Below are 26,029 nucleotides of genomic sequence, written 5' to 3'. Positions count from 1 at the left end.
CCTTGCCCGCGAAGAGTCCGGCACAGCCAGATAAATGCCTCTCTTCTATTCATATTCCAAAGAGTTAGTTCATAAACTTTTTATAAGCACATAAGGTATATAGACCGGACCACCGGACCCGCATACATCCGTCGCGACCAGCTGTAGCGACGCATCTACTTCGTGAGGTTCAGGAATGGTCAGGAACACAATCACCCCAGTGCGTAACGCCAGGGCATTGAGTGCAGCCAAGGAGCGGCACTGATGTCCAGCCAACCCAATACCCAATTCCACAGCGATATCGACAGCTCGCCCCTGCTGCTGCCGGCCAAGGTGTTGCGCAATGACGCCGAGGCCCTGCAAGCGGCCCGCGAACTGGCCGAAGTCGCGCGCCAGCAGGCTTCGCGCCGCGACCAGCAACGCAAGCTGCCGTGGGCCGAGATCGAGCTGTTCACCCGCTCGGGGCTTGGCAGCATCAGCGTGCCCAAGGCCCATGGCGGCCCGGATGTATCGTTCGCGACCATCGCCGAAGTCTTTCGCCTGATCAGCGCCGCCGACCCGGCGTTGGGGCAGATCCCACAGAATCAGTTCGGCCTGCTGCAACTGCTGCGCCTGACCGCCAGCGAGGCGCAGCAGGCGCTGATCTTCCGCTCGGTGCTGGACGGCTGGCGCATCGGCAATGCCGGCCCCGAACGCAGCACCAAAGACACCTTGACCCTCAAGGCACGCATCACCCGCGACGGCGACACCTACCGCATCAGCGGCGAGAAGTTCTACTCCACAGGCGCCCTGTTCGCCCACTGGGTGGCGGTCAAGGCCCTGGACGACGAAGGTCGCCAGCGCCTGGCCTTCGTACGCCGTGGCAGCCCTGGGCTGCGCATCGTCGACGACTGGTCCGGCTTCGGCCAGCGCACCACCGCCAGCGGCACGGTGCTGCTCGACCAGGTGCCGGTGGACGTGGACCTGGTGATCGACAACTGGCGCCAGGCCGACCAGCCCAATATCCAGGGCGCGGTCTCGCAACTGATCCAGGCTGCCATCGACGCCGGAATCGCCGAAGCGGCCATCGACGACGCCATCGCCTTCGTGCGTGACAAGTCGCGGCCGTGGATCGATGCCAAGGTCGAACGGGCCAGCGATGATCTCTACGTGATCGCCGACATCGGCCGTCTCAAGCTCGAGCTGCACGCCGCCGAGGCGCTGCTGCGCAAGGCCGCGCAGGTGCTGGACGAAGTCAATGCGGCGCCCATCGATGCCGCTGCGGCGGCGCGCGCCTCGATTGCCGTGGCCGAGGCCAAGGTGCTCACCACCGAGATTTCGCTGCAGGCCAGCGAGAAGCTGCTCGAACTCGCCGGCAGCCGCGCCACCCTCGCCGAATTCAACCTCGACCGCCACTGGCGCAACGCCCGGGTGCACACGCTGCACGACCCGGTGCGCTGGAAGTACCACGCGGTCGGCGCCTATTACCTCAACGGCACGCTGCCTGCGCGGCATTCCTGGATCTGAATTTTTGTCGGGGGCTGCTGTGCAGCCCAATCGCGGGACAAGTCGCAGCGGCGAACCGCCGCTCCTACAGGGACAGCACAGGTCTGTGGGACCGGCGGTTCGCCGCTGCGACCTGTCCCACGATTGGGCCGCATGGCGGCCCTACGGCCCCGGAGAACAACATGACAACATCCGTGATCACCAGCGACGCGCAGGCCATTGCCGTCGCTGAAGACATCGCCCGGCAACTGCAGCGCGACAGCGCCCTGCGCGACCGCGAGCGCCGCCTGCCGCACGCCGAACTGGAACTGTTCACCCGCTCCGGCCTGTGGGCGATCAGCGTACCCAAGGCCTTCGGCGGCGCCGAAGTATCGAACGTCACCCTGGCCAAGGTCATCGCCCGCATCGCCCAGGCCGACGCCTCGCTCGGGCAGATTCCGCAGAACCACTTCTACGCCCTCGAAGTGCTGCGCGTGAACGGCACCCTCGAACAGCAACAGCGTCTCTACGCCGAGGTGCTGGCTGGCAAGCGCTTCGGTAACGCCCTGGCCGAACTCGGCACCAGGACCTCCAGCGACCGTACTACCCGCCTGACCCGCGACGGCGACGGCTACCGCATCAACGGCCGCAAGTTCTACGCCACCGGCGCGATCTACGCCCAGCGTATCCCCACCTCGGTGGTCGATGACGAGGGCGTGCAGCAACTGGCGTTCGTGCCCGCCAACAGCCCCGGTGTGCAAGTGATCGACGACTGGAGCGGCTTCGGCCAGCGCACCACCGGCAGCGGTTCGGTGCTGTTCGACAATGTCCGTGTCGAGGCTACCGACCTGGTGCCCTTCCAGGCCGCGTTCGAACGCCCGACAACAGTCGGCCCATTGGCCCAGATTCTCCACGCTGCCATCGACACCGGCATCGCTCGCGCCGCCGTCGAAGACGCCCTGCACTTCGTGCGCAACCACAGCCGCCCATGGATCGACGCAGGTGTCGACCAGGCCTCGGCCGATCCACTGACACTCAACAGCTTCGGTCGCCTGAGCATCCGCCTGCACGCCGCCGAAGCACTGCTCGAGCGGGCCGGCGAAATCCTCGACCAGGCCCAGCGCGACAGCAACGCCAGCAGCGTGGCCGCCGCCTCCATCGCCGTCGCCGAGGCCCGCGCGATCAGCACCGAGATTTCCCTGTCCGCCGCCAGCACCCTGTTCGAGCTGGCCGGCAGCCGCGCCACCCTGGCCGAACACAACCTCGACCGCCACTGGCGCAACGCCCGGGTCCACACCCTGCACGACCCGGTGCGCTGGAAGTTCCACGCCATCGGCAACTACTACCTCAACGGCGAAAACCCACCGCTGCGAGGGACCATCTGATGAGCAAGCAGATCCTGCTCAACGCTTTCAACATGAACTGCATTGGCCATATCAACCACGGCCTGTGGACCCATCCGCGCGACACCTCGACCCGCTACAAGGACATCGAGTACTGGACCGACCTCGCGCGTCTGCTGGAGCGCGGGCTGTTCGACGGGCTGTTCATCGCCGACATCGTCGGCACCTACGACATCTACGGCGACTCGGTCGACGTCACGCTCAAGGAATCGATCCAGCTGCCGGTAAACGACCCGCTGCTGCTGGTCTCGGCCATGGCCGCGGTGACACGCAACCTGGGCTTCGGGCTGACCGCCAACCTCACCTACGAGCCGCCGTATCTGTTCGCCCGCAGGCTCTCGACCCTCGACCACCTGAGCAAGGGCAGGGTCGGCTGGAACATCGTCACCGGCTACCTCGACAGCGCGGCCCGTGCCATGGGCCTGGAACAACAGCCCGAGCACGACCGGCGCTACGACCAGGCCGACGAATACCTGCAGGTGCTGTACAAGCTGCTCGAAGGCAGTTGGGCGGACGATGCCGTGGTCGAAGACCGCAAGCAGCGCGTCTATGCCCGGCCCGACAAAGTGCGCAAGGTCGAGCACCGAGGCGAGTTCTACAAGGTCGAGGGCTATCACCTGTGCGAACCCTCGCCGCAGCGTACACCGGTGCTGTTCCAGGCGGGCAGCTCGGCACGCGGCCTGGCATTTGCCGGCAACCACGCCGAGTGCGTGTTCATCGGCGGCCAGACCCACTCAGGCACCCGTGCCCAGGTCGACAAGGTGCGCGCAGCCGCCCTCGCCGCAGGCCGAGACCCTCAGGCAATCAAGGTGTTCATGGGCATCACCGTGATCGTCGCACCCACCGAGGAGCAGGCCCGCGCCAAGCACGCCGAGTATTTGCGTCACGCCAGCGCCGAAGCCGGTGTGGCGCACTTTGCCGCCTCCACCGGCATCGACTTCGCTGCCTTCGACCTCGACGAGCCGATCAACGCAGGTCAGGGCAATGCGATCCAGTCCGCCACCAAGCTCCTGCAGGACAACGCCTGGACCCGCCGCCGCCTGCTGGAACAACACGCCCTGGGCGGACGCTACGTGACCCTGGTCGGTGCGCCTGATCAGGTCGCCGAGCAACTGATCGGCTGGATCGACGAGACCGGCCTGGACGGCTTCAACCTGGCACGCACCGTCACCCCGGAAAGCTACGAAGACTTCATCGACCTGGTGGTCCCCGAACTGCAACGCCGCGGCCGCTACAAGACCGCCTACGCCGAGGGCAGCCTGCGCCAGAAGCTGTTCGCCAGCCCTAGCGCACATCTGCCCGCCGACCATCCCGGCAGCACCTACCGCACCCCGACCAACGCCCCCACCGGAGCCGCGCATCATGCTTGAGAAACTCTATCGGCCCGTCGCGGCCGCCCTGCTGTCCCTGGGCCTTGCCGGCGCCGCGCTGGCCGCCGAACCCCTGAAGATCGGTACCACGGCCGCCTTCGCCATTCCGCTCGAAGCGGCCGTGGCAGAAGCGCACAAGCAAGGCCTGGAGGTAAAGCTGATCGAGTTCAGCGACTGGATCGCCCCCAACGTCAGCCTCAACAGCGGCGACATCGACGTGAACTACTTCCAGCACATTCCTTTCCTGGAAAACGCCAAGGCCGCAGCAGGCTTCAACCTGGTGCCCTATGCACCGGGGATCATCAACAACGTCGGCCTGTATTCGAAGAAGTACAAGCGCTTCGCCGAACTGCCCGAAGGCGCCAGCGTGGCCATCGCCAACGACCCGATCAACAGCGGGCGCGGCCTGCAGTTGCTGGCCAAGGCCGGGCTGATCACGCTCAAGCCTGGCGTGGGTTACAAGGCCACCGAAGACGACATCGTCGCCAACCCGAAGAAGCTCAAGATTCTTCAGGTCGAGGCCGTGCAACTGGTGCGGGCCTACGACGATGCCGACCTGGTGCAGGGCTACCCGGCCTACATTCGCCTGGCCAACAGCTTCGATGCCACCTCGGCGTTGCTGTTCGACGGCCTGGAGAACAAGGAGTACGTGATCCAGTTCGTGATCCGCCCGCAAAGCAAGGACGACCCGCGCCTGGCCAAGTTCGTCGATATCTACCAGCATTCGCCGGCCGTGCGTGAAGCCCTGAACAAGGCCCACGGCAGCCTGTACCAGGCTGGCTGGGAGGGCTGAGATGAGTAGCGCCAGCGCCCTCAGGGCGCCCGTCCCCCACGCCACGCCGGCCCCGGCGCGCGAGCAGGTATTGCGCCCGGAGGTGAACGAGGCTCATGTACGCTTCATCGGGTTGGGCAAGACCTACCCCGGGCAAGCTCACCCTGCCCTGCACGGCATCGACCTGAACATCCGCCGCGGCGAGATCTTCGGCATCATCGGCCGCAGCGGCGCCGGCAAGTCGTCACTGCTGCGCACCATCAACCGCCTGGAGCAACCCAGCGAAGGGCGCGTGCTGATCGACCAGGTCGACATCGCTCCGTTCGACGAGGATCGCCTGGTGTCGCTGCGCCGGCGCATCGGCATGATCTTCCAGCACTTCAACCTGATGTCGGCCAAGACCGTGTGGCAGAACGTCGAGCTCCCCTTGAAGGTCGCCGGCGTGGCCAAGGCCGAGCGTCAGCGCAAAGTGCGCGAGTTGCTGGAACTGGTAGGCCTGGAACAGAAGCATCACGTCTATCCGGCGCAGTTGTCCGGCGGTCAGAAGCAGCGTGTCGGCATCGCCCGCGCGCTGGTGCACGATCCGCAGATCCTGTTGTGCGACGAAGCGACCTCGGCACTGGACCCTGAAACCACCGCCTCGATCCTCAACCTGCTGCGCGATATCAACCAGCGCCTTGGCCTGACCATCGTGCTGATCACTCACGAGATGGCGGTGATCCGCGACATCTGCCAGCGCGTGGTGGTGCTCGAACGTGGCGAAGTAGTCGAGCAGGGCGAGGTCTGGCAGGTATTCGGCGCGCCGCGCCACGAAGTGACCCGCACCTTGCTCGCCCCCTTGCAGACCAAGCTACCCGCAGCCTTGCAGGCCAATTTGCGGGCTCAACCGGTCAGCCAGGACGCTGCCGTGGTGTTGCGCCTGCAACTGGTCGGCGAGCCGGAGCTGTCGGCATTGTTCACCGATCTCGGTGGGCGTGTGCGTCTGCTCCAGGGGGGTGTCGAGACCATTGGCGAGCACGCCTTGGGCCAACTGGTCCTGGCCGTGCGCGGCTCCGCGCTTGGGGCTCATCAACTACTCGAACGCGCCCGGCGCTGGGCTGCCGATGTGGAGGTGCTGGGTTATGTGGACTGAACGCCTGCTGCAAGGCCTGATCGATACCCTGCTGATGGTGGGGGTGTCTTCGTTGATCGCGCTGCTGGTGGGGATTCCGATGGCGGTGCTGCTGGTCACCAGCGGCAAGGGCGGCATCTACGAAGCGCCGCTGCTCAACCGCGTGCTTGGCGCCTTCGTCAACCTGTTCCGCTCGATCCCCTTCCTGATCCTGATGGTGGCACTGATCCCCTTTACCCGGCTGATCGTCGGTACCACCTATGGCGTCTGGGCGGCGGTGGTGCCGTTGACCATCGCTGCCACGCCATTCTTCGCCCGAATCGCCGAAGTCAGCCTGCGCGAGGTCGACCACGGCCTGATCGAAGCGGCGCAGGCCATGGGCTGCCGACGCTGGCACATCATCTGGCATGTGCTGCTGCCTGAAGCGCTGCCAGGGATCGTCGGCGGTTTCACCATCACCTTGGTGACCATGATCAACTCCTCGGCCATGGCCGGCGCGATCGGTGCCGGTGGTCTGGGTGACATCGCCTACCGCTATGGGTACCAGCGCTTCGACAGCCAGATCATGCTGACGGTGATCGTCATGCTGGTGGCCTTGGTGGCGGTGATCCAGTTGGGCGGGGATCGGTTGGCCAAAGGCTTGAACAAGCGCTGAGCTGAAATCGAGTTCCTACGACCAGCGCAGGTTCTCGGCCGCGACGGGCCGTCCGAACCAGTAGCCCTGCCCCAGGTCGCACTGCTGCTCCAGCAGCAGCCGCGCCTGCTCGGCCTGCTCGATCCCCTCGGCATGCACCTGCATCCCCATGCTCCGCGCCAGGGCGATGATCACCCGCACGATGGCGATGTCGTCTTCGTCATTGGGCAATCCGGCGACGAAGCCCTGGTCGATCTTCAGCTTCTGCACCGGCAGGCGCTTGAGCCGCAACAGTGACGAATAGCCGGTGCCAAAATCGTCGATCGCCAGGCGCAAGCCCAGTTCGCGCAGACGGTGTAACTGCTCCAGCGCCACCTCCGGGTCCTCCATCACCGCACTCTCGGTCACTTCCAGCTCCAGCAGCGCCGGGTCCAGGCCGGTCTCGTCCAGCACCTCGGCCACTTGTCGATACAGGCCACGCTGGCCGAACAGGCGACTCGACAGGTTCACCGCGACGAAGTCCAGCACTCGCCCCTCGGCTTGCCACTGCACCATCTGCCGACAGGCCTGGCGCAGCACCCAGGCATCGATATCGACGATCAGCCCGGTGCGCTCGGCGATCGGGATGAACTCGCCCGGCGGCACCAGGCCGCGCTCGGGATGCTGCCAGCGCACCAGCGCCTCGACCCCGACCATGCTCCCGGTGAACAGGTCGTGCACCGGCTGGTAGAAGACGCGCAACTCTTCCTGGGCCAGGGCCCGGCGCAGTTCACCGGCGGTCTCGACGCGATGCTGGGCGTGGGCGGTAAGTTCTTCGGTGTACAGCGCATAGCAGGCGCGACCATTGCTCTTGGCCTTGAACAGCGCCGAGTCGGCATTGCGCAACAGTTGCTCGGCGCTCAGCGCGTCGCTGGGGAACAGGCTGATACCGATGCTCGCACCGATGAACAGCTGCTGCCCTTCGAACGCGAACGGCTGGCGAAGGCGTTCGAGGATGCCCTGTGCAGTAGTCGCCGCCTGGGCGACCTGCTGGCACCCCTCGAGCAGTACCGCGAATTCGTCGCCGCCCAGGCGCGCCAGGGTCACGCCGCTACCCAGCTGCTCCTGCAAACGCTCGCCCACCAGCTTGAGCAACTGGTCGCCAATGGTGTGCCCCAGGCTGTCGTTGATGCTCTGGAAGTGGTCGAGGTCGAGCAGCAGCAAGGCGCAGCCACGCTTGTTCGCCTGCGCCGCCGCCAACGCCTGCTCGGCACGGTCGCTGAACAGCAGTCGGTTGGGCAGGCCGGTCAAGGGGTCGTGATGGGCGAGGTAGGCCAGCTCTTGCTCGGAATGCTTGATCGCACTGATGTCGCTGAACACCGCAACGTAGTGGCTCAGCTCACCGCTGTCGTCGCGAATCGCGCAGATCGTCTGCCATTGCGGATAGATCTCGCCACTCTTGCGGCGATTCCAGATTTCCCCGCTCCACTCGCCTTTTTCGGCCAGGGTCGCGTAGATCTGCTGGTAGAAAGGCGCCCCATGGCGTCCCGACTTGAACTTGCTCGGGCGCTGGCCCAGCACTTCGTCCTGGTGATAACCGGTGATGCGCATGAAGGCGCGGTTCACATGCACGATCAGGCCGTTGCGATCGGTCACCAGCACGCCTTCCAAGGTGCTGTCGAAGACCGCTGCCGCCATGCGCAGGCGTTCGCGATCCTCGCTGCGCAGACGCGCACCCACGCCGATGAAGTTGAGCAGCCGGGCCCGTGACACGAAGATCAGCAAGGCGCTGAGCAGCACCCAGACCACCACGTTGATCTGCCGCCCGACGGTCAGCGCCAGGTCGTTGTCGGTCATGCCACGCAGCACCCACTCCGACAGCACCAGCCAGAGGAACGACAACACAACGTAGAGCGCAGCCATGCGCAAGGCGTCGCGAACAGAAACAGACATGTCGGGTGCATCAGTCCATGGAAAATAATGGCGCAGTATAAAGGTTGAAACATGCCGTGACTTTAAATCCCGGCTCATAAATAAGTCGCGGTTCCCGCCGCCCTGGCCCGTCCAGCCTGCCTTGGCGACACCCTCGCCGACGGCAAGGTGACCGGCGGTGACGATCCCGGCGAAAGCACGACTGGTTTTATTTCCCCGTCAAGGGATAATGCGCCCGTTGTTTCCCCTGATTTCCCGAGGGTCTTTCCAACTATGTGGTACAACGGTCTGCTCGACCTGTCGGCCTGGCAACTGGTCGCGGTCACCCTGCTGATGACCCATGTGACCATCGTCAGCGTCACGATTTACCTGCATCGCTACTCGGCGCACCGCTCCCTGGAGCTCAATGCCGGGCTCAAGCATTTCTTCCGCTTCTGGCTGTGGCTGACCACGGCGCAGAACACGCGTGAATGGACAGCGGTCCATCGCAAGCACCACGCCAAGTGCGAAACCCCCGACGACCCGCACAGCCCGGTGTACAAGGGCCTGGGCACGGTCCTGCGCAAAGGCGCGGAGCTGTACCGGGAAGAGGCGCGCAACGAGGAAACCCTGCGCATCTACGGCAAGAACTGCCCGGATGACTGGATCGAACGCAACCTCTACTCGCGCTACAAAATGGGCGGCATCGCCCTGATGGCCGTGCTCGACCTGCTGCTGTTCGGCACCATCGGCATCACCATCTGGGCCATCCAGATGATGTGGATTCCGTTCTGGGCCGCCGGCGTGGTCAATGGCCTGGGCCATGCGGTCGGCTATCGCAACTTCGAATGCCGCGACGCCGCCACCAACCTGGTGCCCTGGGGCATCATCATCGGCGGCGAAGAGCTGCACAACAACCACCACACCTACCCCAATTCGGCCAAGCTGTCGGTGCGCCGCTGGGAGTTCGACATGGGCTGGATGTGGATTCGCCTGCTGTGCCTGCTGCGCCTGGCCAAGGTGCAGCGCGTGGCGCCGATCGCCCACCGAGTCGAAGGCAAGGCCTCGTTGGACATGGACACCGCCATGGCGATCCTCAACAACCGCTTCCAGATCATGGCCCAGTACCGCAAACTGGTGATCGGCCCGCTGGTCAAGCAGGAGCTGGAAAAGGTCGACACCTCGGTGCGCCACCACTTCCGCCGTGCCAAGCGCCTGCTGTCACGCGAGACCAGCCTGCTGCAGGATCGCCACCACGTACGCATCGAATCGATGCTGACGCACAGCCAGACGCTCAAGACCATCTACGAGAAGCGCCTGGCGCTGCAACAGATCTGGGCGCGCACCAGCGCCAACGGCCATGACATGCTGGCGGCCATGAAAGACTGGGTACACGAGGCCGAAGCCAGCGGTATCCAGTCGCTGCGTGACTTCGCCGCACAGCTCAAGACCTACTCCCTACGCCCTACCGGCGCCTGACTGCCGTTGATCGGCATGCCCCGTCCAAGGGCATGCCGACCGGAACTTCACCCCCCTGCTCGACTCAAAATCGGCATATCGCCCGCGTGGCGGGCCGAGTCGTGGCCGCACGCACATTCGTCGAGATCCGATCCGTGCACATGGCCAAAGAACGTCACCCCTCGATCCAGGCCGGTCCGCCCCGCCCCGAAGCTGCCCAGACCCTGCTCGCCCTGCTGCATGCCCAGGGTGAAGTGGCGCGCCTGAGCGAGCGCGAGCAGCTCTACAGCTCGCTGCTCGACAGCGTCAACGCCGTGCTCTGGGCCTTCGACTGGGAAACCCGCCAGGTGCTGTACGTCAGCCCCGCCTACGAGCGTATTTTTGGCCGCCCGGCCAGCCTGGTGATGGCCGACTACAACGAGTGGCGCGATGCAATCCACCCCGACGACCTCGACTACGCCGAGCGCAGCCTGGCCCAGGTACTGCTCCAGGGCACCGTCGAGGACCGCGAATACCGCATCATCAACGGCGCAGGCGAAGTGCGCTGGCTCAGCGACAAGTGCTACATCAACCAGCAGCGCGAAGGCGAGCGGGTGATCATCGTCGGCATTGCCGAGGACATCACCGAGAAGAAACAGCTCGAAGGCGAATTGCAGCGCCTTGCCACCACCGACGTCCTGACCCAGAGCAGCAATCGTCGGCACTTCTTCGAATGCGCCCAGCAAGCCTTCGACCGCGCCCGCGAAGACGGCACGCCAATGGCATTCCTGCTCCTGGACATCGACGACTTCAAGCACATCAACGACAGCTACGGGCATCCGGAAGGCGACCAGGTGCTACAGCGCATCGCCGACAGCGGCAAGGCAGTGCTGCGTCGGGGCGATCTGTTCGGCCGTATTGGCGGCGAGGAATTCGCGGCGGTATTCCCAGGCTGCACGGCACAGGTCGCCGAGCAGATCGCCGAGCGCTTGCAGCGAGAAATCCAGCGCCTGAGCTTCACCTACGGCCAGCAGACCTACGGCGTGACCGTGAGCCAGGGGCTGACCGAGCTGAGCGATCAGGACACCGACCTGGACAACCTGTTCGGTCGCGCCGACGCGGCGATGTACCAGGCCAAGCGCCAGGGCAAAAACCAGATCGTGCGCGGATGAGCGGTAGCGCTCACGGTTTTTCCGTGGCGCTGTCTTCGTCGGTGTTCGGGGCCTGAGGCATCTCTTCCACAACCTCAGCTTCAACGGTCGCGGCTTCGACCTCAGGCGTTGTGATCACCGCCGGCGGCGCGGGTGGCTCGCGCAGGCGGTTGAGCTCAGGCAGGCCGAGCTTGAGCAGGCGTGCGGTCTTGCTGCTGGCGATCTTCTCGTTGCCCTGGGTCGGCAGCGCCCGCGACAACTGGCCGGCCAGGTTCATCGCCAGAATCTCTCGCGAATACACGCCACCACCCAGCTGATAGATCGCAGCGATCAGCTCGCGCAGGTTCAGCGGCAGGCGCCAGCGGGTGCGCAGGGCCGAACCGAATGGCGCGCCAAACTCATTGAGCGACAACTGCACCTGGTCTTCGTCCAGCTCGCCACCGGCCAGACGCCACTCCTGCAGGGTACGCAACACGGCCAGGTCACCCAGGCAATGCAGCAGACCCGCGCAGTAGCAGCGCTCCTGGTCCAGCTCGAGCATGCGTGCCAAGGTACGCGCGAATTCAGCGGTATGCAGCGAGATGTTCCAGAAGCGCGCGGCATGCTGCGCCAGCAGCGGGTCGCTCAAGCGTGCGCTGCGCTTCAGCGTGAGGCCCAGGATCAGGTTCATGCTCTGGGTGCTGCCCAGCTTGTTCAGCGCCTGCAGCAGGGTCTGCACCGGCGCATCGCTATGCATGGCGGCACTGTTGGCCGCGGCGATGAGTACCCCGGTAATCTGCGGGTCATTGCGCACTTCCTCTTCCAGCACACGCAGGTTCAGGCCCTGCGGGTTGAGGGCGCGCTTGATCGCCACCTGTACATCGGCAAACAGCGGGCCGCCATCGGCAGTAGCGCGGCGCTGCTCGAGGTAGGCCGGCAGGCTGGCACCCGGCTGAAGGGGCGGCACGGGGCAGGCGATCTGCTCGCCGACTTCGAGCAACAGGTTTTCCAGGCGTTTGCGCAGGTTGTCCAGGTTCAGCGGTTTGCTCAGGTAGGCGGTGGGATGCAGCGGCAGCGCTTCTTTCACACTGGCGCTGTCGGTGCGTTCGCTCATGAGGATGAACGGCAGCCCAGGCTTGTCGCTCTTGGCGCGCACCTTGCGCAACAGGTCGAGGCCATCGACACCGGACAGCTCTCGGGCGGCGATGATCAGGTCGGGCTTGCTCGACAGCGCCGTCAGGGCCTGGGAGCCATCGGCGCAGACTTCCAGACGGGCATCGCAGCGCACGCTGAGCAGCATCTCGCGAAGCATGTCGCGCACCCAGGGATCGCTCTCGGCGATCAGCACGCGGGGTGGGAGGGGGTCTGCAGCGCTCATGGGCAACTCCTGAATAATCCTGACACGCAGTCCATCGCGGCTTCCAAACACGTCCATCGGTTAACCATAGCGCCACCTGCCGCGAATTGGCATAAAAAAACCCGCGATGGCATGCAGTTCACAGTTTGTTCATCTTCGTCGCAGCATCCGTGCATGCATTAACTACCACCTCGCCCAGCGCCCGCCTGGCTCTAGTGATGCCCCCATCACAAAGCCGTACAACACGCACGGCCAGCGAGGAGCTCATGACGCTCAACCTTTCATCCGTCACCCAACACGCCCTTTCGACCCTGCGCACCCGCATCGACCAACGCCTTGAGGAGCACCCCTCGCTTGAGCGCATAGGGCTCGCCAATCTGGACCAGGCACTGACAGACGCAGAAGCTGCGAGCATCGAGCTGACGATCAGGAGCACCCTGCACGACTACTGGGAGTCGCTCGAAAAGCCCGCCATGACGAGGCGCCAGTGTCACATCGAAGATATCGAGGCCACGCTGCGCCAATTGCTCGATGTCCAGATCGCCGCCGGCAGGATCCACCCGATCTATGCCACCTGCCTGCCCGCTTCGCTCGATCAGAATGACCTGACCATCAGCACCCTGAGCCTCAAGCTCGAGGCAAGCCGCACAGCCACACTGCATGGCTGCCTGATGTTCAACCTGGACAGCGGCCCGACCCTCGTGTGGCTGGCAGGCCGGCAATGGGCCGCCTTCGCCACGCGCGACCTGGCACTCGCAGCGCTGACCGCGCTGATGAACCAGCCGGTGGCCAGGGCCAGCATCACCGATACCCTGCCCCGCACGCAGCGCCTCGCAATGACCCGGGCATCGGCAGTGCAAACCTACGAACAGCGCCACTGGGTGATCAGGCCCGCACCGCGCAAGGCCTTTGCCGAGCTGCATCGACAACTGCGCAGCCTGCAACTGCACGATATCAAGCACGCCCTGCAGGCGGGGCTGGTGCCTGGTGAATCCCGTTCCGGGCGCGTCGAGGATGCCCTGCGCCTGCCGCTTGCCCTCGGGCCAGGCAGCGCGCTCGACGCCGCCCTCGACGAAGCGCTCAAGACACCGCCCAAAGCACCCGACTGGCTGCGATACGCGCCCGAGGACCAGGCCAATCAATGCCTGAAGGCACTCCAGGAATACGACCACGCGCGTGCCGCCATGCTCAGTGCGCTGGGCGGCTGCGACAGTATCGAAAGCTTCGCCGCGACCTCTCTGCGCAGCAGTATCGCCAACGACCTGGGCCTGGATCTGGACCCCGAGCAGATCATGCTGGTGACCAAGCGTACGCTGCCCGAAACCGCCGCCCCCTACGAGATCCGGCGCAGCCTTGTACACCTGGCGTTGCAGGGCCTGCACGACGGCGACGACCAACCGGCGTCGGAATTCATCACCGCCACGCGCTTCGAGCAACAAGACCGGCCACTGCCTGAGGCGTACGCCACACTCACGCCCGCTTATGTCTGCAAGCTGATCGAAACACTGGCGCTGCACGGCAAGTTCGCCCCCGCTCAGAGAGCCGCACACAAGCAGGACAGCAGCCGGTCGCTGATGAACGCCGCGCTCTTGCAGCAGATCGCGGCCCAAGCCTGGTGCGCACGCCTGCAAGGCCAGATCAAGCCAGAAGACCAGCAAACACTGGCAACCTTCGAGGCCGGAAGCGGCACGGGCTACGACAGGTTGTCCAGTGCCAACCTGCTCCTGGCCGACCAGTACCTGCTCAGCGACGCGCTGCTGGTGCGCCAGGAGGACGCCGAGGGCGCCCTGCAACGCCTGCTGCTCTGCTGCCCGCATCATCCGCACAAGCCGGTGCTGGGTTTCGACAGCGAACGGCAGTTGCTCGTCGAGGTGGTGGGCTGGTTCGCAGAAGCGGACACGCGGGCCTACCTGCTGCAGAACGTGATAGCCCAGCAGCGCACCTCGTTCGCCGCCCTGATCACTCAGATCGCCAACAAGCCATTCCCGCAAACACAGCAACAGCCAGCCAGCACCGAGACGCAGGTCTGGGACACCTGGTACCTGGATATCTACGGGCAGTCTCAGCAGATCCCTACTCCGGAAAAGCTCTACGAGCAGTTCTTGACACTGGTGCGCTTCACTGGCCAGGAGGGGGTCAAAGCCCTGACCCAGAACCGCATCGAGGTTGCCGAGGCCAACACAGCCGCGCGCGCGCCCGCCTGGTTGCTGGCGGCCAGTGCCTCCCAGCGTGGCCAGCTGACACGCCTGGAAGACCAGATCCAGGCTGCAGAGCAGCAGTATGCCAAGGCCAAGCATGCGCAACTGCCGGATTTCGAGGCGTATGTCCACGCCCAGGCCCAGGACAAACTCAAGCAGTTGCTCGGCAACAACGACGACAGCATCGATCCGGACAGCGTGATCATCAAGTCACCCAGGGAGACCCTTACCTACACCCAATTGCTGCGCAACGGCTATGACGACAGCCTGGGCCTGTTCACGGCCACAGCCGATACCACGGCAACCCTCGAAGGCCCCGACGGGGTTGATCTTTCGGCGTTGACGCCGCAGTCGGTCACAGGCTCCGTACGCGGTCAGTGGGTATCCGACCGCTACGTCAGCCTGATCGAGGAGACCCTGCTCTCCCCCAGACACACCGGCTACGCCTGGCGTCGTCGGCAGAGCGTGTTGATCGTACAACTGCAGATGCAACTGGCGGCGCTGCGCAGCCTCCTGCAAGGGCATCTGGATGCCGACCAGTACGCTTGGGTGCTGGCGAGCATCCAGAGCATGCACCAGACTGCCGACACCCAGCGCAAGCGTCATGCGTTCTACCGATTGGTAGTGCGTATCGACAACGAGTTCCTGGCCGACGAGCCGGCAATCGGCAAGTTGTTCAACGCGCTCTACCGGATCATGGACAAGACCCCGCCCTACCGCGAAGAAATCATCCACGGTTGCTACCTGCTCAAGTCGCCGGAAGGGCAACCCTCGCAGACGTTGCTCTACACTCCCGCGGCTGCAGACGGCATCGACTTTCGGCCCTTCAGCAGCTTCGTCCAGTCGCTCGCCACCCCAGGCATGATCGACTACTACAAGGACCGCAGTCGCAGGCAAGCCGGGCAACTGCTGGCCTTCCTGTTCAAGGACCTGCGCGAGGGCGGGGCGAGCCCGGTGCCAAGCGTGCCCGAAGCCCCCACGGACGACCTGCGCATCCTGTGCTACGACGATGGGCTGCGCCAGCGCATCGTCGATGTACGCGATGTCACCAAGGGTCGCGCCGATATGATCGCGAGCATCGTCTGGAACACGCTGGAAACGGTGGCCCAGATCGTGACGCTGCCCTTCCCGCCCGCTGCCTTCACAGTGGGCGCCGCACTTGCCCTGCGCGACTATGTCGGCGCACTGAGCGCATTCATCAATCGCGATGCCGGCACCGCGAGCCTGTACCTGTTGTCTTCGCTGCTCAACGGCGCAGGCGCCTATGGTGACCTGGCGCACGGCATGAAAGGTTTTGGCAGCCTGCTGCGCAATGCCGAGCGGCTGCCCAGCCAACCACGGCGCTGGGCAGACACGAAAACAGCAGTGCTGGGCCTCACCGAGCGTGAGCTCAAGCCCGTCGAGCTGAAGGGCCAGTCGGTACTGCTCGGCCCCCCTTCTACCCAGGGTTTGGCGCGGATCGCCAGGCGTAACGGGGGCGGTGAACTGCTCGACACCGGACGTTACGCCAGGCAGGACAAACTGGGCGACTGGACCCCGGTGGAGCACGCGGAAAACGCTGTAGTTCAGCCAGCCCCCGACAAGCACGCCGTCGCCATCTCGCTGGAAGGTGGCACACCGGCCAGTGGCACACACGCGCAAGGCATCACCCGGGTCAATGGCCGCCCCTACGTGCAGATCGACGACCAGGTGTTCCAGGTGCAATTCGATGCGCATACCGCACAATGGTCGATAATCGACCCGGACAATCCCTTCGCCTTCTTCGGACGCCAGCCATTGGCGCGCCAGGCGGACGGTACCTGGAAGCGCGTCGACAGTGGTGGGTTGCGGGGAGGGAACCCTGGCGATAACAACCTGGTACCCCCGCCTGAAACCGTAACCCCACCTGTGGCGGGTGGCGACAACGTCGTGAGCCTGCCCAGCGATCGCTCGAGCTTCTGGGATACCCACATGAAAGAGGACGCGGCACAAAGCGAACTGCTCTCGAACCAGGCCCAGGCCCGCCATCGCGCGCTGCTGGACGATACAGACATCGCCCGCCTGGAAGATGGCGAAGATGCGCACATGGATGAACTTGACTTCGAGTGCCTGCAAACCGACGAAGGGATTACCTACACCTACAAGGAAGACGAAGACTACGTAAACCGCCTCATCGGCAACTACACGGATGAAAGCTCGCAAATCAACAGCTACCTGCGCCGCGGGGTGCATGAGTTCCCGTTCTGCGACTCGGACACGTTCGTCGACAAGCTGGTGGACTCGCTGGAAACCCTGCCCAAGAGCAACACGGTCGCTCTCTACCGCGGAGGCAACGGAACGAGAAGCACATCGGGCGCGCACTTTCGCAGCGGAAAACTCAAGAAGGGCGACGTACTGGTCAACTCGGACCTGACGTCCTTTACCGAAAATCCCTACGTGATACGCGCTTTCGCCAGCGATGAGCTGTCCTCGCCGGACATCGTGAAGGGCACGTTCGACGACACATCGGTGGTTTTCGAGATACCCGCGGGCCAATACCAGAGCGGGGTGCCCATAGCCCCACTGTCATGGACAGCAACAGAGGCGGAAACCCTGTTCCCGCCAGGGTGCCGTTTCGAGATCGAAGACATCGGCGAGGTCGTGGGTGACGACTTCCGCTTCGTCAATGTGAAGCTCAAGGAGATCCCGAGCACAGCGCCCGTGGTGCACCCGGTATACGATCTGCGCACTGGCAACCCGTTCAAGCGCGACGAGTACGCCGCCATGCTCAAGAACGACGCCCTGGTCGAACGCTTCTTCCCTGCTGCCGACTGGACACCTCCCAGCCCTTCGAGCACCTGATCCTCAGGTTGAAAAAAAACGCCCAGGCAATGCCTGGGCGTTTTTTATCGGCTACGCGGATCGGCGATCAAGCCAGTTCAGCAAAGCACTCTTCGATGATGGCCAGGCCTTTGTCCAGCAGGGCGTCTTCGGCGGTCAGCGGAACCAGGATCCGCAGGACGTTGCCGTAGGTGCCGCAGGACAGCAGGATCAGACCCTTGTCACGGGCCTTGGCGACCACTTGGGCCACGGCGGCAGCGTTCGGGGTGTGGGTGCCCTTCTCGAACACTTCCACGGCGATCATCGAACCCAGACCACGGACGTCACCGATGATCGAGTGCTTCTTCTGGATTTCACGCAGGCCGGCGGTCAGGCGCTCGCCAACGGCCTTGCTGCGGTCCAGCAGTTTCTCTTCCTCGAACACCTGGATGACGGCCAGGGCCGCGGCGCAGGCGATCGGCGAACCGGCGTAGGTGCCGCCCAGACCACCTGGGGCGATGGCGTCCATGTATTCGGCCTTGCCGCACACACCAGCCAGCGGGAAGCCGCCAGCGATGGACTTGGCGAAGGTGGTCAGGTCAGGCGCGACGCCCATCTGCTCCATGGCGAAGAAGGTGCCGGTACGGCCAGCGCCGGTCTGCACTTCGTCGGCGATCAGCAGGATGCCGTGCTGGTCGCACAGGGCGCGCAGGCGCTGCATCAGCTCTTTCGGCGCTGGCAGGAAACCGCCTTCGCCTTGTACTGGCTCGAGGATGATCGCAGCGATGTCGCGTGGCTCGGCGTCGTTCTTGAAGATGCGCTCGACCGACGCGATGGCGTCATCGACGCTCACGCCGTGCAGCTCGCTCGGGAACAGGGCACGGAACACGCCGCCTGGCATCAGGCCCATGCCTGCGGAGTACGGCACGACCTTGCCGGTCAGGCCCAGGGTCATCATGGTGCGGCCGTGGTAGCCACCGGTGAAGGCGATCACACCGGCACGGCCAGTGGCGGCACGGGCGATCTTCACGGCGTTTTCAACGGCTTCGGAGCCGGTGGAAACCAGCAGGGTCTTCTTGTCGAAGTTACCCGGAACCAGCTTGTTGATCTTCTCGCACAGCTCGACATAAGGCTCGTAGGCCAGCACCTGGAAGCAGGTGTGGCTGACCTTGGTCAGCTGCTCTTGAACGGCAGCGACCACTTTCGGGTGCAGGTGGCCGGTGTTCAGTACTGCGATGCCGCCGGCGAAGTCGATCAGTTCGCGGCCTTCAACGTCGATCACCGTGGAGTTCTTCGCCGACTCGACGAAGATCGGGTGGATCTGGCCAACGCCACGTGGGACGGCGGCGACACGGCGTTGCATCAAGGATTCGTTGGTCTTGCTCATAATGCCCTCATTCGCGCCGACTCTGACGGCGCTGTTATTCGGGGGTGGCTGGGTGTGCCTGCGAACAGTATTCGTTGATCGACTGTCACCGGCGCCCTGGCCACCAGGTACTGCATGTCAAAAAAACCAGCGAGACGTCGCTCTCGCGCCCCGCTGGCAGAGGTAAAGCCCTTAGCGCATCAAACGCTGATGCACAGGTATTTGATTTCGAGGTAGTCCTCGATGCCGTACTTGGAACCTTCGCGGCCCAGGCCCGAGGCTTTGATACCGCCGAACGGCGCGACTTCGTTGGAGATCAGGCCGGTGTTGATACCGACCATGCCGTATTCCAGGGCCTCGGCGACGCGGAACACGCGGCTCATGTCGCGGGCATAGAAGTAAGAGGCCAGGCCGAACTCGGTGTCGTTGGACATGGCGATGACTTCGGCCTCGTCCTTGAAGCGGAACAGCGGCGCGAGGGGGCCGAAGGTCTCTTCCTTGGCGACGGCGGCAGTCTTCGGTACGTCGACCAGGATGGTCGGCTCGAAGAAGTTGCCTTCGATCAGCTTGCCACCGGACAGCACCTTGGCGCCCTTGGAGACGGCGTCCTCGATGTGCTCCTGGACCTTGGCGACCGCCTTGTTGTCGATCAGCGGGCCAGTGGTGGTGCCTTCTTCCAGGCCGTTACCGATCTTCAGCTTGCCAACGGCAGCCTTGAGCTTCTCGGCGAACGCGTCGTAGACGCCGTCCTGCACGTAGATACGGTTGGCGCAGACGCAGGTCTGGCCGTTGTTGCGGTACTTGGAGATGATCGCGCCCTCGACCGCCTTGTCCAGGTCGGCGTCGTCGAACACGATGAACGGAGCGTTGCCGCCCAGCTCCAGGGAAACCTTCTTGATGTCCTTGGCGCACTCTTCCATCAGCTGGCGACCGATTTCGGTCGAGCCGGTGAAGGACAGTTTGCGTACCAGGGAGTTGCCAGTCAGCTCGCCGCCGACTTCGCCGGCGCTGCCGGTAACAACGCTCAGCACGCCAGCCGGGATACCGGCGCGGGTGGCCAGCTCGACCAGGGCCAGGGCGGAGTAAGGGGTCTGCGAAGCAGGCTTGAGCACCATGGTGCAGCCAGCGGCCAGGGCCGGGCCGGCTTTACGGGTGATCATCGCCGCCGGGAAGTTCCACGGGGTGATGGCCGCGGTGACACCGATCGGCTGCTTGATGACGATCAGGCGCTTGTCTGGCTGGTGACCCGGGATGGTGTCGCCGTAGACGCGCTTGGCTTCCTCGGCGAACCACTCGATGAACGAGGCGGCATAGGCGATTTCGCCCTTGGCTTCGGCCAGCGGCTTGCCCTGCTCGGTGGTCATCAGGCGAGCCAGGTCGTCCTGGTTCTCGATCATCAGCTCGAACCAGCGGCGCAGCTTGTTCGAACGCTCCTTGGCGGTCAGGGCACGCCAGGCCGGCAGGGCCTTGTCGGCGGCTTCGATGGCGCGGCGGGTTTCCGCAGCCCCCATCTTCGGCACGGTACCGATGACTTCGCCGGTGGCCGGGTTGGTCACCTTGATGGTCTGACCGCTGTCCGCATCCAGCCATTCACCGTTGATGAAGGCTTGCTGGCGGAACAACTGAGCGTCTTTGAGCTGCATGTCGGCTTCCCTTGACCGCGCCGCGCTGGCACGGAACGTCTTGTTGATTGTTGAAAGGCGCCCCTGGTGGGGCTGCCGTCAGGAATTCTGGCACCCAAACGAGCCAAGTGTTCAATATTGGGCATCGAGCGTTTGAAATCTCAAACGAATGCTAAGCGGGTGCTGGGGTGTTGGACAATAGGCTGTTCGAAAAAAAGAACGAATGGTCTTTAGACAGCGCTGGCCCTATCGCGGGACAAGCCCGCTCCCACAGGTTGTGGGAGCGGGCTTGTCCCGCGATAGGGCCAGCAAAGATTAGACGATCGAGCTGACGAAAATGTGATGCCGCTCTATCAGAAGGCCTTGTCCAGCTCGATCACCAAAGCCCGATACCCCACACTTCCCGGCTGACGGCTGTGCACCTTCAACTCCACCAACACCTCCTGGGTCCCCCGGCGCACCTCATTGAGCACCGTAGTGGTGAGCTTCTCCGGCGTCAGGTAGCCCACCGAGGCGGAATAGATGAACTGGGTATCGGTCTCCGGACGGTAGGCCACCACCGAAGTGATGGGGCTATACCACTCGTCGCCTCGCTCCTTGCCGTACTCCCACACCTGCTCGACCGTGCCCTCGGCCTCATCGATCCGGTATTCCACCGCGCGACTGTAGTTGCCGCTGAGCTTGGTCGGCGCAAAATCGCGGCCCCAGCCGTTGTCGAACACGGTCAGCGTGCCCTTGCCGGTGAGCCAGGCGGTGTGCTGCGTCCACGACCAGTCGAAGCCATCGCCGCCAACTGGTGTCAGCACCTTTGCCTTCAGCCGCACGGGCCAGCCCTGGGGCGAGGCGAGGATCCACTTCACCTGCTTGTCACGCCCGATCTTCACCACCCCTTGATGACGCGCTGAAACGATGATGCTGTCGTCATCGGCGTCGTAGTCGATGGCATTGACATGCGCCCAGTTGCGCCCGGTGCCGACGCCGGGAGTGTCGCCGAACGGCAGGTCGCCTTCGGCCAGCTCGTTGGCCAGGCGCTCGTCCTGCTTGTGCACGCCCGCCGGCAACTGGATCGCCGCCTTGCCGAGGGTTTCCAGCAGGTCGCCGCGGTAGGGGTCGAGGATCTGGTTGAGGTCCCAGAAGTCCAGGACATCCCCCGCCTCGTCAACCTCGATGATGTGGTCGCGGATCGAGCGCACGCGCTTGCCGTCCGGTCGCCGGTAGTCGCTGGTGCCCACCCGCAGCAGGTAGGTGCCCTGTGCCGTTTCGCGGATCTCGTGGGAGAAGTCGGCGAACTTGTCCGGCAGGTTGCGCTGCCAGATACGCCGCCCCAGCAGGTCGAACTTGGAGTAGGTCTGGCCCTGGCCCCAGATCAGCTTGCCGTCGCGGGTCTGCTGGAAGCCCATGGTCCCCCCCAGGCCATCGCGGCGGTTGGAGTCGTGGATCTGCTCGATATCCAGGTACCAGCGCACATCGCCATTGCTGTCGGCGATCCAGTTGTTGCCGACCTGATCCCACTCGGCAGCACCGCCCAGGCCGTTCCACTTGAAGGCACGGCCACCGGGGATCTCGCCCAGCAGGTGGTTGAACAGGTAGAGACGTTTCTCGAAGCCCGGCGCCACCTTGATCGGTTCGACCAGCGGCAGCGCCGCCGTCTGTTTCGCCACTACCGGCAGGCGCACGGCCGGGGCGTAGATTTCATAACGCTCACGCACGCGCTCACCGTCGAGCTTGTAGCTGACCTCGACCTGGTTGACGTGGTCCGGGTAGAGCCCGAACACCGGGATGCCGCCGTAAGTCCACAGCGAGCGGTCGGAGACGTCATAGGCAATGTCCACACCCCGCTCACCACGGCCCAGCACACGCACATGGGCGTTACCGATGGTGCGCCCGCCGTCGCGGATGATCGCGGTCAGCGGCGCCAGGCGGTAAGGGTTGACGACGATGTCCCCGAGCAGCGCCTGGTCGTCGGTGGGCACTTTGGCGGTGATGCAGGCGCCCTCGGGCAGTGCGGGGGTTTCGGTCTTGGCGTTCATGGCAAAGCTCCTTGTCCTCAGAAGTCGTAGCGGGCGGTGGCGCCCACGGTGCGCGGCGTGCCGAGCACGCCGGCATAGCCGCCGTTGGCGGAATTCCACAGGCTGGTGAAATAGGTCTTGTCGCCGGCGTTCTTCACCCACAGCGACAGGTCGAGCACGCCGTCGCCCTGGTCCAGGCGCACGCCGGTGGAGAGGTTGACGATGGCGTAGCTGGGGATCTGGCCGTAGTCCGAGTCGTCGATGGTGCCCACTGCGCGAGAGCGGAAGGCGTAGCTGGCGGTGACATAGGGCTCGATGCGCTCGGCCAGTTGCCACTTGTACTGGGCGTTGAGGTTGGCGATGTACTTGGAGGCACCGACCACCTGGTGGCCGGACAAGTCGCAAGTCGCGGCGGCGTTGACCAGGCTGACCTCCGGCGGGCACGGGGCGTCCTTGTACTCGGTGTAGCGCACGTCGTTCCACGAGCCGTTGAAGTTCAAGGTCAGGCCGCGCAATGGCACGGCCGTGGCCTCGAATTCGAAACCACGCGAGCGCACGCTGCCGGCGTTGGCCAGGTACTGCACGCGATTGACCTGGTCGTAGACGTTGGCCTGGTAGCCATGTACTTGCGCCCAGAACAGGTTGGCATTGAGTTGCAGGCGGTTGTCGAGCAGCGTGCTCTTGACCCCGAGCTCGGCGTTGTTGATCCGCTCGGTGCCGACCTGCAGCGAGTCGGTGCCCAGGCGCGGGGCGGCGCCGACGGTCAGGTTCACGCCACCCGACTTTTCGCCGTGCGAAAGGCTGGCGTAGCCAAGCACCTCGTCGTTGAAGCGGTAACTCAGGCTCAGCAGCCCCGACGGCGCGAAACTGTACTGGCTGAGGTCGCCCGAATCGTAGGCCCCCACCCGGCCCTGACGTGCTGTCGCTGCTGCACCGGTGACCGCGGCACCGCCAAAGGGATCGTCGCGGGTCACCCAGGCATTCTTCTCTTCATAGGTGCCGCGCACGCCTGCGGTGAAGTCCAGGCGCTCGGTCAGGTGCCAGGTGCCCTGGGCGAACAACGCATAGCTGTCGGTATCGATATGGCCGTTGCCGAGGCTAGTGACGTTGGCCAAGGCACCGGCCGGGGTGGCGTTCCAGATGTCTGCCTGGGGGCCGTAATAGGTGAACGACTTGTTGTCCAGGTCCTGCTTGAAGTAGTAGGCCCCCAGCACGTAGTCGAAGAAGCCGCCGGTGGGCGAGGCCAGGCGCAGTTCCTGCGAGTACTGCTTGTCGCGCACCGACACGCCCGCGTTGTAGGCGGCGGGCACGTTGAGGCCGTCGTCGTTGCGTGGCGTGAAATCCCACCAGCGGTAGGCGGTGATCGAGGTCAGGGTGAAGTCGTTGGGCAGCGTCCAGTTGGCCTCGACCGAAGTGCCGCCCTGGAACACCTTGACCATCTGGTCGGCATCGAAGTTGACCTTGCGCTTCTTGCCCGACACCAAAGTGGCGCCAGCCTGGCTGGCCAGGCTTTCGTAGCGGTTGACGCCGTTGATGGTCGGGCCGGTGCTGTAGAGACTGAGGATGCCGTTGTTGGAGTCCTCTTCGTTGTACTCGCCGATCCAGCGCAGGTTGAAGGTATCGCTGGGCTTGAACAGCAACTGGGTGCGAAAACCCTGGCGCTTGCCACCGTTGAGATCGTCGCCGTTGTAGAGGTTCTTCACATAGCCGTCGTCCTCGGTGCGGTAAGCGCTGATGCGCCCGGCGAGGGTGTCGGTGATCGGGCCGGAGAAACTGCCTTGCGTTTGCCAGTAGCCGTCCTCGCCCAACGACGACTGCACGCTGCCCTCGCGCTGGAAGGTTGGCTTGCGTGTGGTGATGTTGAGTACCCCGGCCGTGGTGTTCTTGCCGAACAGCGTGCCCTGCGGGCCACGCAGCACTTCGAGCTGCTCCACGTCGAGCAGGTCGAACACGGCCATGCCGGGGCGCCCAAGATAGACGTTGTCCAGATACACCCCGACGCTGCCTTCGAGGCCATCGCTGGCCGGGTTGTTGCCCAGGCCGCGGATCGAGATGCTCGACTGGCGCGCATGGACGTAGGCGACATTGGTGCTGGGCACCAGCTGCTGCAGGTCCTGCACTCGGTAGATACGCTGGGTTTCCAGGGTTTCGCTGCCCAGCACGCTGATGGGCGTGGGCACGCTCTGCGAGGTTTCCTCGCGGCGCCGGGCATTGACCGTGACGGTGCCAAGCTTGGCGTCCTGTTCGACGGTGGGCGCAGCGTCGGCAGGCGCCGGCTCGGCGAGGACATGACCGGCGGTCGCCAACAGCACACCAGCGGCCAGGGGTTGCAGGGTGAACAGCGACGCACGCGTCGGCCAACGGAAAACTCGCGACATGCAGATGCTCCTTGAGGCATGGGCCCTGGCGAGCATTTCCGTTGACGGAACCGAATCGCAGTCAGAGGGGCTTATATTCTTTTAAGAGATATAAATATTTGCATTTCATATTTTGTGGAATAAGTAACTGCATTTATAAGGTTCACAACCCTTGTCAGCAATTGCATTTCACCGAAAGTTTTCATGTAGAAAATGCATATCGATCTCCGTCAGCTTCGCCACTTCATCGCCCTGGTCGAGCATCGCAGCTTCGTCGCCGCCGCCGCGGCCGTGAACCTGTCGCAATCGGCCTTCAGCCGCAGCATCCAGACGCTGGAGCACAACGTCGGCTGTCGCCTGGTCGACCGCGCCAGCAAGGAGCTGGCACCGACCCGCCAGGGCCAGTTGGTACTGGAGCATTCGCGGCGCCTGGTGCATGGCGCGCACAACCTGGTCAACGAGATCAACCAGTTCAATGGCGCGACGACCGGCATGGTGCGCTTCGGTTCGGGGCCGGCGCCTGCCGGTGGGCTGGTGCCACGCGCGGTGGCGCGCTTCGTGACCGAGTTTCCGGCGGCGCGCACCTGCTTCCAGGTGGATAACTGGCAGGCGTTGAACCGCAGGCTGATGGCCGAGGAGATCGAGTTCTTCGTCGCCGACACCCGTCAGTTCGAAGCCGACCCGGACTACCGGGTGCACAAACTCACGCCGCAACGCTGGTACTTCTGTTGCCGCGCCGGGCATCCGCTGACCGAGCGCAACGAGGTGCGCGCGCGTGACCTGTTCGACTACCCGATGGCCACCACCTTGCGCCCGCCGAACATCCGCAAGGTGCTCAGCGAGATGAGCGGCCGCCAGGACTTCCTGCCCAACGTGGAGTGCGAGCATGGCTATGCGCTGCTCAACGTGGTGATGCAGTCAGACACCATCGGCATCGCCTGCCGGGGCAACTTGCGGCCTTATCAGGACAAAGAGCGGCTGGTGGCGCTGGAACTGGTGGATCTGACGGCGGAACAGGAAGAGGCTTGCCATACCCGCTACGGCATCGTCAGCCGGGTGGGCTATGGGTTGTCCCCATTGGCGCAGGGGTTGGTGCGGCAGTTGATTGCTTGTGACGGGGAAGGTTAGGGATCGGTGGTGGACTTTTCGCGG

General features: G+C 64.4%; 16 protein-coding genes. 10 read left to right on the top strand and 6 right to left on the bottom strand.

The genetic code is table 11. The features are described from left to right. Window positions 1-243 precede the first annotated feature (243 nt). The 6 genes from ACMGGG_RS25145 to ACMGGG_RS25120 all read left to right on the top strand — a co-directional run bounded on the left by ACMGGG_RS25145 (window position 244) and on the right by ACMGGG_RS25120 (window position 6,754). On the top strand, window positions 244-1,485 hold the full coding sequence (locus tag ACMGGG_RS25145; protein WP_414154617.1) for an SfnB family sulfur acquisition oxidoreductase: 1,242 nt from the start codon (window positions 244-246) through the stop codon (window positions 1,483-1,485). A 161-nt stretch (window positions 1,486-1,646) separates the two neighbouring features. Then, on the top strand, window positions 1,647-2,828 hold the full coding sequence (locus ACMGGG_RS25140; protein WP_414154616.1) for an SfnB family sulfur acquisition oxidoreductase: 1,182 nt from the start codon (window positions 1,647-1,649) through the stop codon (window positions 2,826-2,828). Next, complete coding sequence (locus ACMGGG_RS25135) at window positions 2,828-4,216, top strand: LLM class flavin-dependent oxidoreductase (RefSeq protein WP_054925365.1); 1,389 nt, start codon at window positions 2,828-2,830, stop codon at window positions 4,214-4,216. The genes ACMGGG_RS25140 and ACMGGG_RS25135 overlap by 1 nt, the downstream gene beginning before the upstream one ends. Next, complete coding sequence (locus ACMGGG_RS25130) at window positions 4,209-5,009, top strand: MetQ/NlpA family ABC transporter substrate-binding protein (protein ID WP_112897119.1); 801 nt, start codon at window positions 4,209-4,211, stop codon at window positions 5,007-5,009. Before ACMGGG_RS25135 ends, ACMGGG_RS25130 begins: the two co-directional genes overlap by 8 nt. Window position 5,010: 1 nt before the next feature. Then, window positions 5,011-6,120, top strand: coding sequence for a methionine ABC transporter ATP-binding protein (locus ACMGGG_RS25125; RefSeq protein ID WP_414154615.1), 1,110 nt, complete (start codon window positions 5,011-5,013; stop codon window positions 6,118-6,120). Next, the gene (locus ACMGGG_RS25120) at window positions 6,110-6,754 is read left to right on the top strand and encodes a methionine ABC transporter permease (RefSeq protein WP_054891647.1); all 645 of its coding nucleotides are present in this window, start codon (window positions 6,110-6,112) and stop codon (window positions 6,752-6,754) included. Before ACMGGG_RS25125 ends, ACMGGG_RS25120 begins: the two co-directional genes overlap by 11 nt. Window positions 6,755-6,769: 15 nt before the next feature. Here ACMGGG_RS25120 and dibA read toward each other — a convergent pair whose 3' ends face one another. Beyond that, window positions 6,770-8,665 (bottom strand): phosphodiesterase DibA, encoded by a 1,896-nt coding sequence (gene dibA, locus ACMGGG_RS25115; RefSeq protein WP_063542190.1) that lies wholly within the window; start codon window positions 8,663-8,665, stop codon window positions 6,770-6,772. A gap of 252 nt (window positions 8,666-8,917) precedes the next feature. Here dibA and desA point away from each other — a divergent pair, with 252 nt between their 5' ends. Both desA and ACMGGG_RS25105 read left to right on the top strand, forming a co-directional pair. Next, window positions 8,918-10,102 carry a delta-9 fatty acid desaturase DesA gene (gene desA / locus ACMGGG_RS25110; RefSeq protein ID WP_063542188.1) on the top strand — a complete coding sequence of 395 codons (1,185 nt, stop codon included), beginning with the start codon at window positions 8,918-8,920 and terminating at the stop codon, window positions 10,100-10,102. Between the two features lie 140 nt (window positions 10,103-10,242). Beyond that, window positions 10,243-11,232 (top strand): GGDEF domain-containing protein, encoded by a 990-nt coding sequence (locus ACMGGG_RS25105; protein ID WP_054891729.1) that lies wholly within the window; start codon window positions 10,243-10,245, stop codon window positions 11,230-11,232. A 10-nt stretch (window positions 11,233-11,242) separates the two neighbouring features. On the opposite strand, the gene ACMGGG_RS25100 is transcribed toward ACMGGG_RS25105, so the two are convergent. Further along, on the bottom strand, window positions 11,243-12,568 hold the full coding sequence (locus tag ACMGGG_RS25100) for a response regulator (RefSeq protein ID WP_063542186.1): 1,326 nt from the start codon (window positions 12,566-12,568) through the stop codon (window positions 11,243-11,245). A gap of 245 nt (window positions 12,569-12,813) precedes the next feature. On the opposite strand from ACMGGG_RS25100, the gene ACMGGG_RS25095 reads away from it, so the two are divergent. After that, window positions 12,814-17,565, top strand: a complete 4,752-nt coding sequence (locus tag ACMGGG_RS25095; RefSeq protein ID WP_414154614.1) for a dermonecrotic toxin domain-containing protein — start codon at window positions 12,814-12,816, stop codon at window positions 17,563-17,565. 67 nt (window positions 17,566-17,632) lie between these two features. Here the strand turns inward: ACMGGG_RS25095 and gabT are convergent, their stop codons facing one another. The 4 genes from gabT to ACMGGG_RS25075 form a co-directional block, all read right to left on the bottom strand. Next, window positions 17,633-18,910, bottom strand: a complete 1,278-nt coding sequence (gene gabT, locus ACMGGG_RS25090) for a 4-aminobutyrate--2-oxoglutarate transaminase (protein WP_063542182.1) — start codon at window positions 18,908-18,910, stop codon at window positions 17,633-17,635. Window positions 18,911-19,089: 179 nt separating this feature from the next. Beyond that, window positions 19,090-20,532: an NADP-dependent succinate-semialdehyde dehydrogenase gene (gene gabD, locus ACMGGG_RS25085; RefSeq protein ID WP_054891643.1), complete on the bottom strand. Its 1,443-nt coding sequence runs from the start codon at window positions 20,530-20,532 to the stop codon at window positions 19,090-19,092. A gap of 332 nt (window positions 20,533-20,864) precedes the next feature. Then, the gene (locus ACMGGG_RS25080) at window positions 20,865-22,541 is read right to left on the bottom strand and encodes an aryl-sulfate sulfotransferase (protein ID WP_414154613.1); all 1,677 of its coding nucleotides are present in this window, start codon (window positions 22,539-22,541) and stop codon (window positions 20,865-20,867) included. A 17-nt stretch (window positions 22,542-22,558) separates the two neighbouring features. Further along, window positions 22,559-24,898, bottom strand: coding sequence for a TonB-dependent receptor (locus ACMGGG_RS25075; RefSeq protein WP_414154612.1), 2,340 nt, complete (start codon window positions 24,896-24,898; stop codon window positions 22,559-22,561). A 192-nt stretch (window positions 24,899-25,090) separates the two neighbouring features. Between ACMGGG_RS25075 and ACMGGG_RS25070 the strand changes: the two genes are divergently transcribed. After that, window positions 25,091-26,005 carry a LysR family transcriptional regulator gene (locus ACMGGG_RS25070; RefSeq protein WP_414154611.1) on the top strand — a complete coding sequence of 305 codons (915 nt, stop codon included), beginning with the start codon at window positions 25,091-25,093 and terminating at the stop codon, window positions 26,003-26,005. Window positions 26,006-26,029: the final 24 nt, after the last annotated feature.

It is taken from the genome of Pseudomonas sp. BNK-44-b, assembly GCF_047456245.1.
In the GTDB taxonomy this organism is placed as follows: domain Bacteria; phylum Pseudomonadota; class Gammaproteobacteria; order Pseudomonadales; family Pseudomonadaceae; genus Aquipseudomonas; species Aquipseudomonas machongensis.
This window is presented reverse-complemented; position numbering and strand designations above follow the sequence as displayed.

Coding starts and splice junctions, on each gene's coding strand:
- ACMGGG_RS25145 (WP_414154617.1), top strand. CDS start 244: ATGTCCAGCCAACCCAATACCCAATTCCACAGCGATATCGACAGCTCG.
- ACMGGG_RS25140 (WP_414154616.1), top strand. CDS start 1,647: ATGACAACATCCGTGATCACCAGCGACGCGCAGGCCATTGCCGTCGCT.
- ACMGGG_RS25135 (WP_054925365.1), top strand. CDS start 2,828: ATGAGCAAGCAGATCCTGCTCAACGCTTTCAACATGAACTGCATTGGC.
- ACMGGG_RS25130 (WP_112897119.1), top strand. CDS start 4,209: ATGCTTGAGAAACTCTATCGGCCCGTCGCGGCCGCCCTGCTGTCCCTG.
- ACMGGG_RS25125 (WP_414154615.1), top strand. CDS start 5,011: ATGAGTAGCGCCAGCGCCCTCAGGGCGCCCGTCCCCCACGCCACGCCG.
- ACMGGG_RS25120 (WP_054891647.1), top strand. CDS start 6,110: ATGTGGACTGAACGCCTGCTGCAAGGCCTGATCGATACCCTGCTGATG.
- dibA (WP_063542190.1), bottom strand. CDS start 8,665: ATGTCTGTTTCTGTTCGCGACGCCTTGCGCATGGCTGCGCTCTACGTT.
- desA (WP_063542188.1), top strand. CDS start 8,918: ATGTGGTACAACGGTCTGCTCGACCTGTCGGCCTGGCAACTGGTCGCG.
- ACMGGG_RS25105 (WP_054891729.1), top strand. CDS start 10,243: ATGGCCAAAGAACGTCACCCCTCGATCCAGGCCGGTCCGCCCCGCCCC.
- ACMGGG_RS25100 (WP_063542186.1), bottom strand. CDS start 12,568: ATGAGCGCTGCAGACCCCCTCCCACCCCGCGTGCTGATCGCCGAGAGC.
- ACMGGG_RS25095 (WP_414154614.1), top strand. CDS start 12,814: ATGACGCTCAACCTTTCATCCGTCACCCAACACGCCCTTTCGACCCTG.
- gabT (WP_063542182.1), bottom strand. CDS start 18,910: ATGAGCAAGACCAACGAATCCTTGATGCAACGCCGTGTCGCCGCCGTC.
- gabD (WP_054891643.1), bottom strand. CDS start 20,532: ATGCAGCTCAAAGACGCTCAGTTGTTCCGCCAGCAAGCCTTCATCAAC.
- ACMGGG_RS25080 (WP_414154613.1), bottom strand. CDS start 22,541: ATGAACGCCAAGACCGAAACCCCCGCACTGCCCGAGGGCGCCTGCATC.
- ACMGGG_RS25075 (WP_414154612.1), bottom strand. CDS start 24,898: ATGTCGCGAGTTTTCCGTTGGCCGACGCGTGCGTCGCTGTTCACCCTG.
- ACMGGG_RS25070 (WP_414154611.1), top strand. CDS start 25,091: ATGCATATCGATCTCCGTCAGCTTCGCCACTTCATCGCCCTGGTCGAG.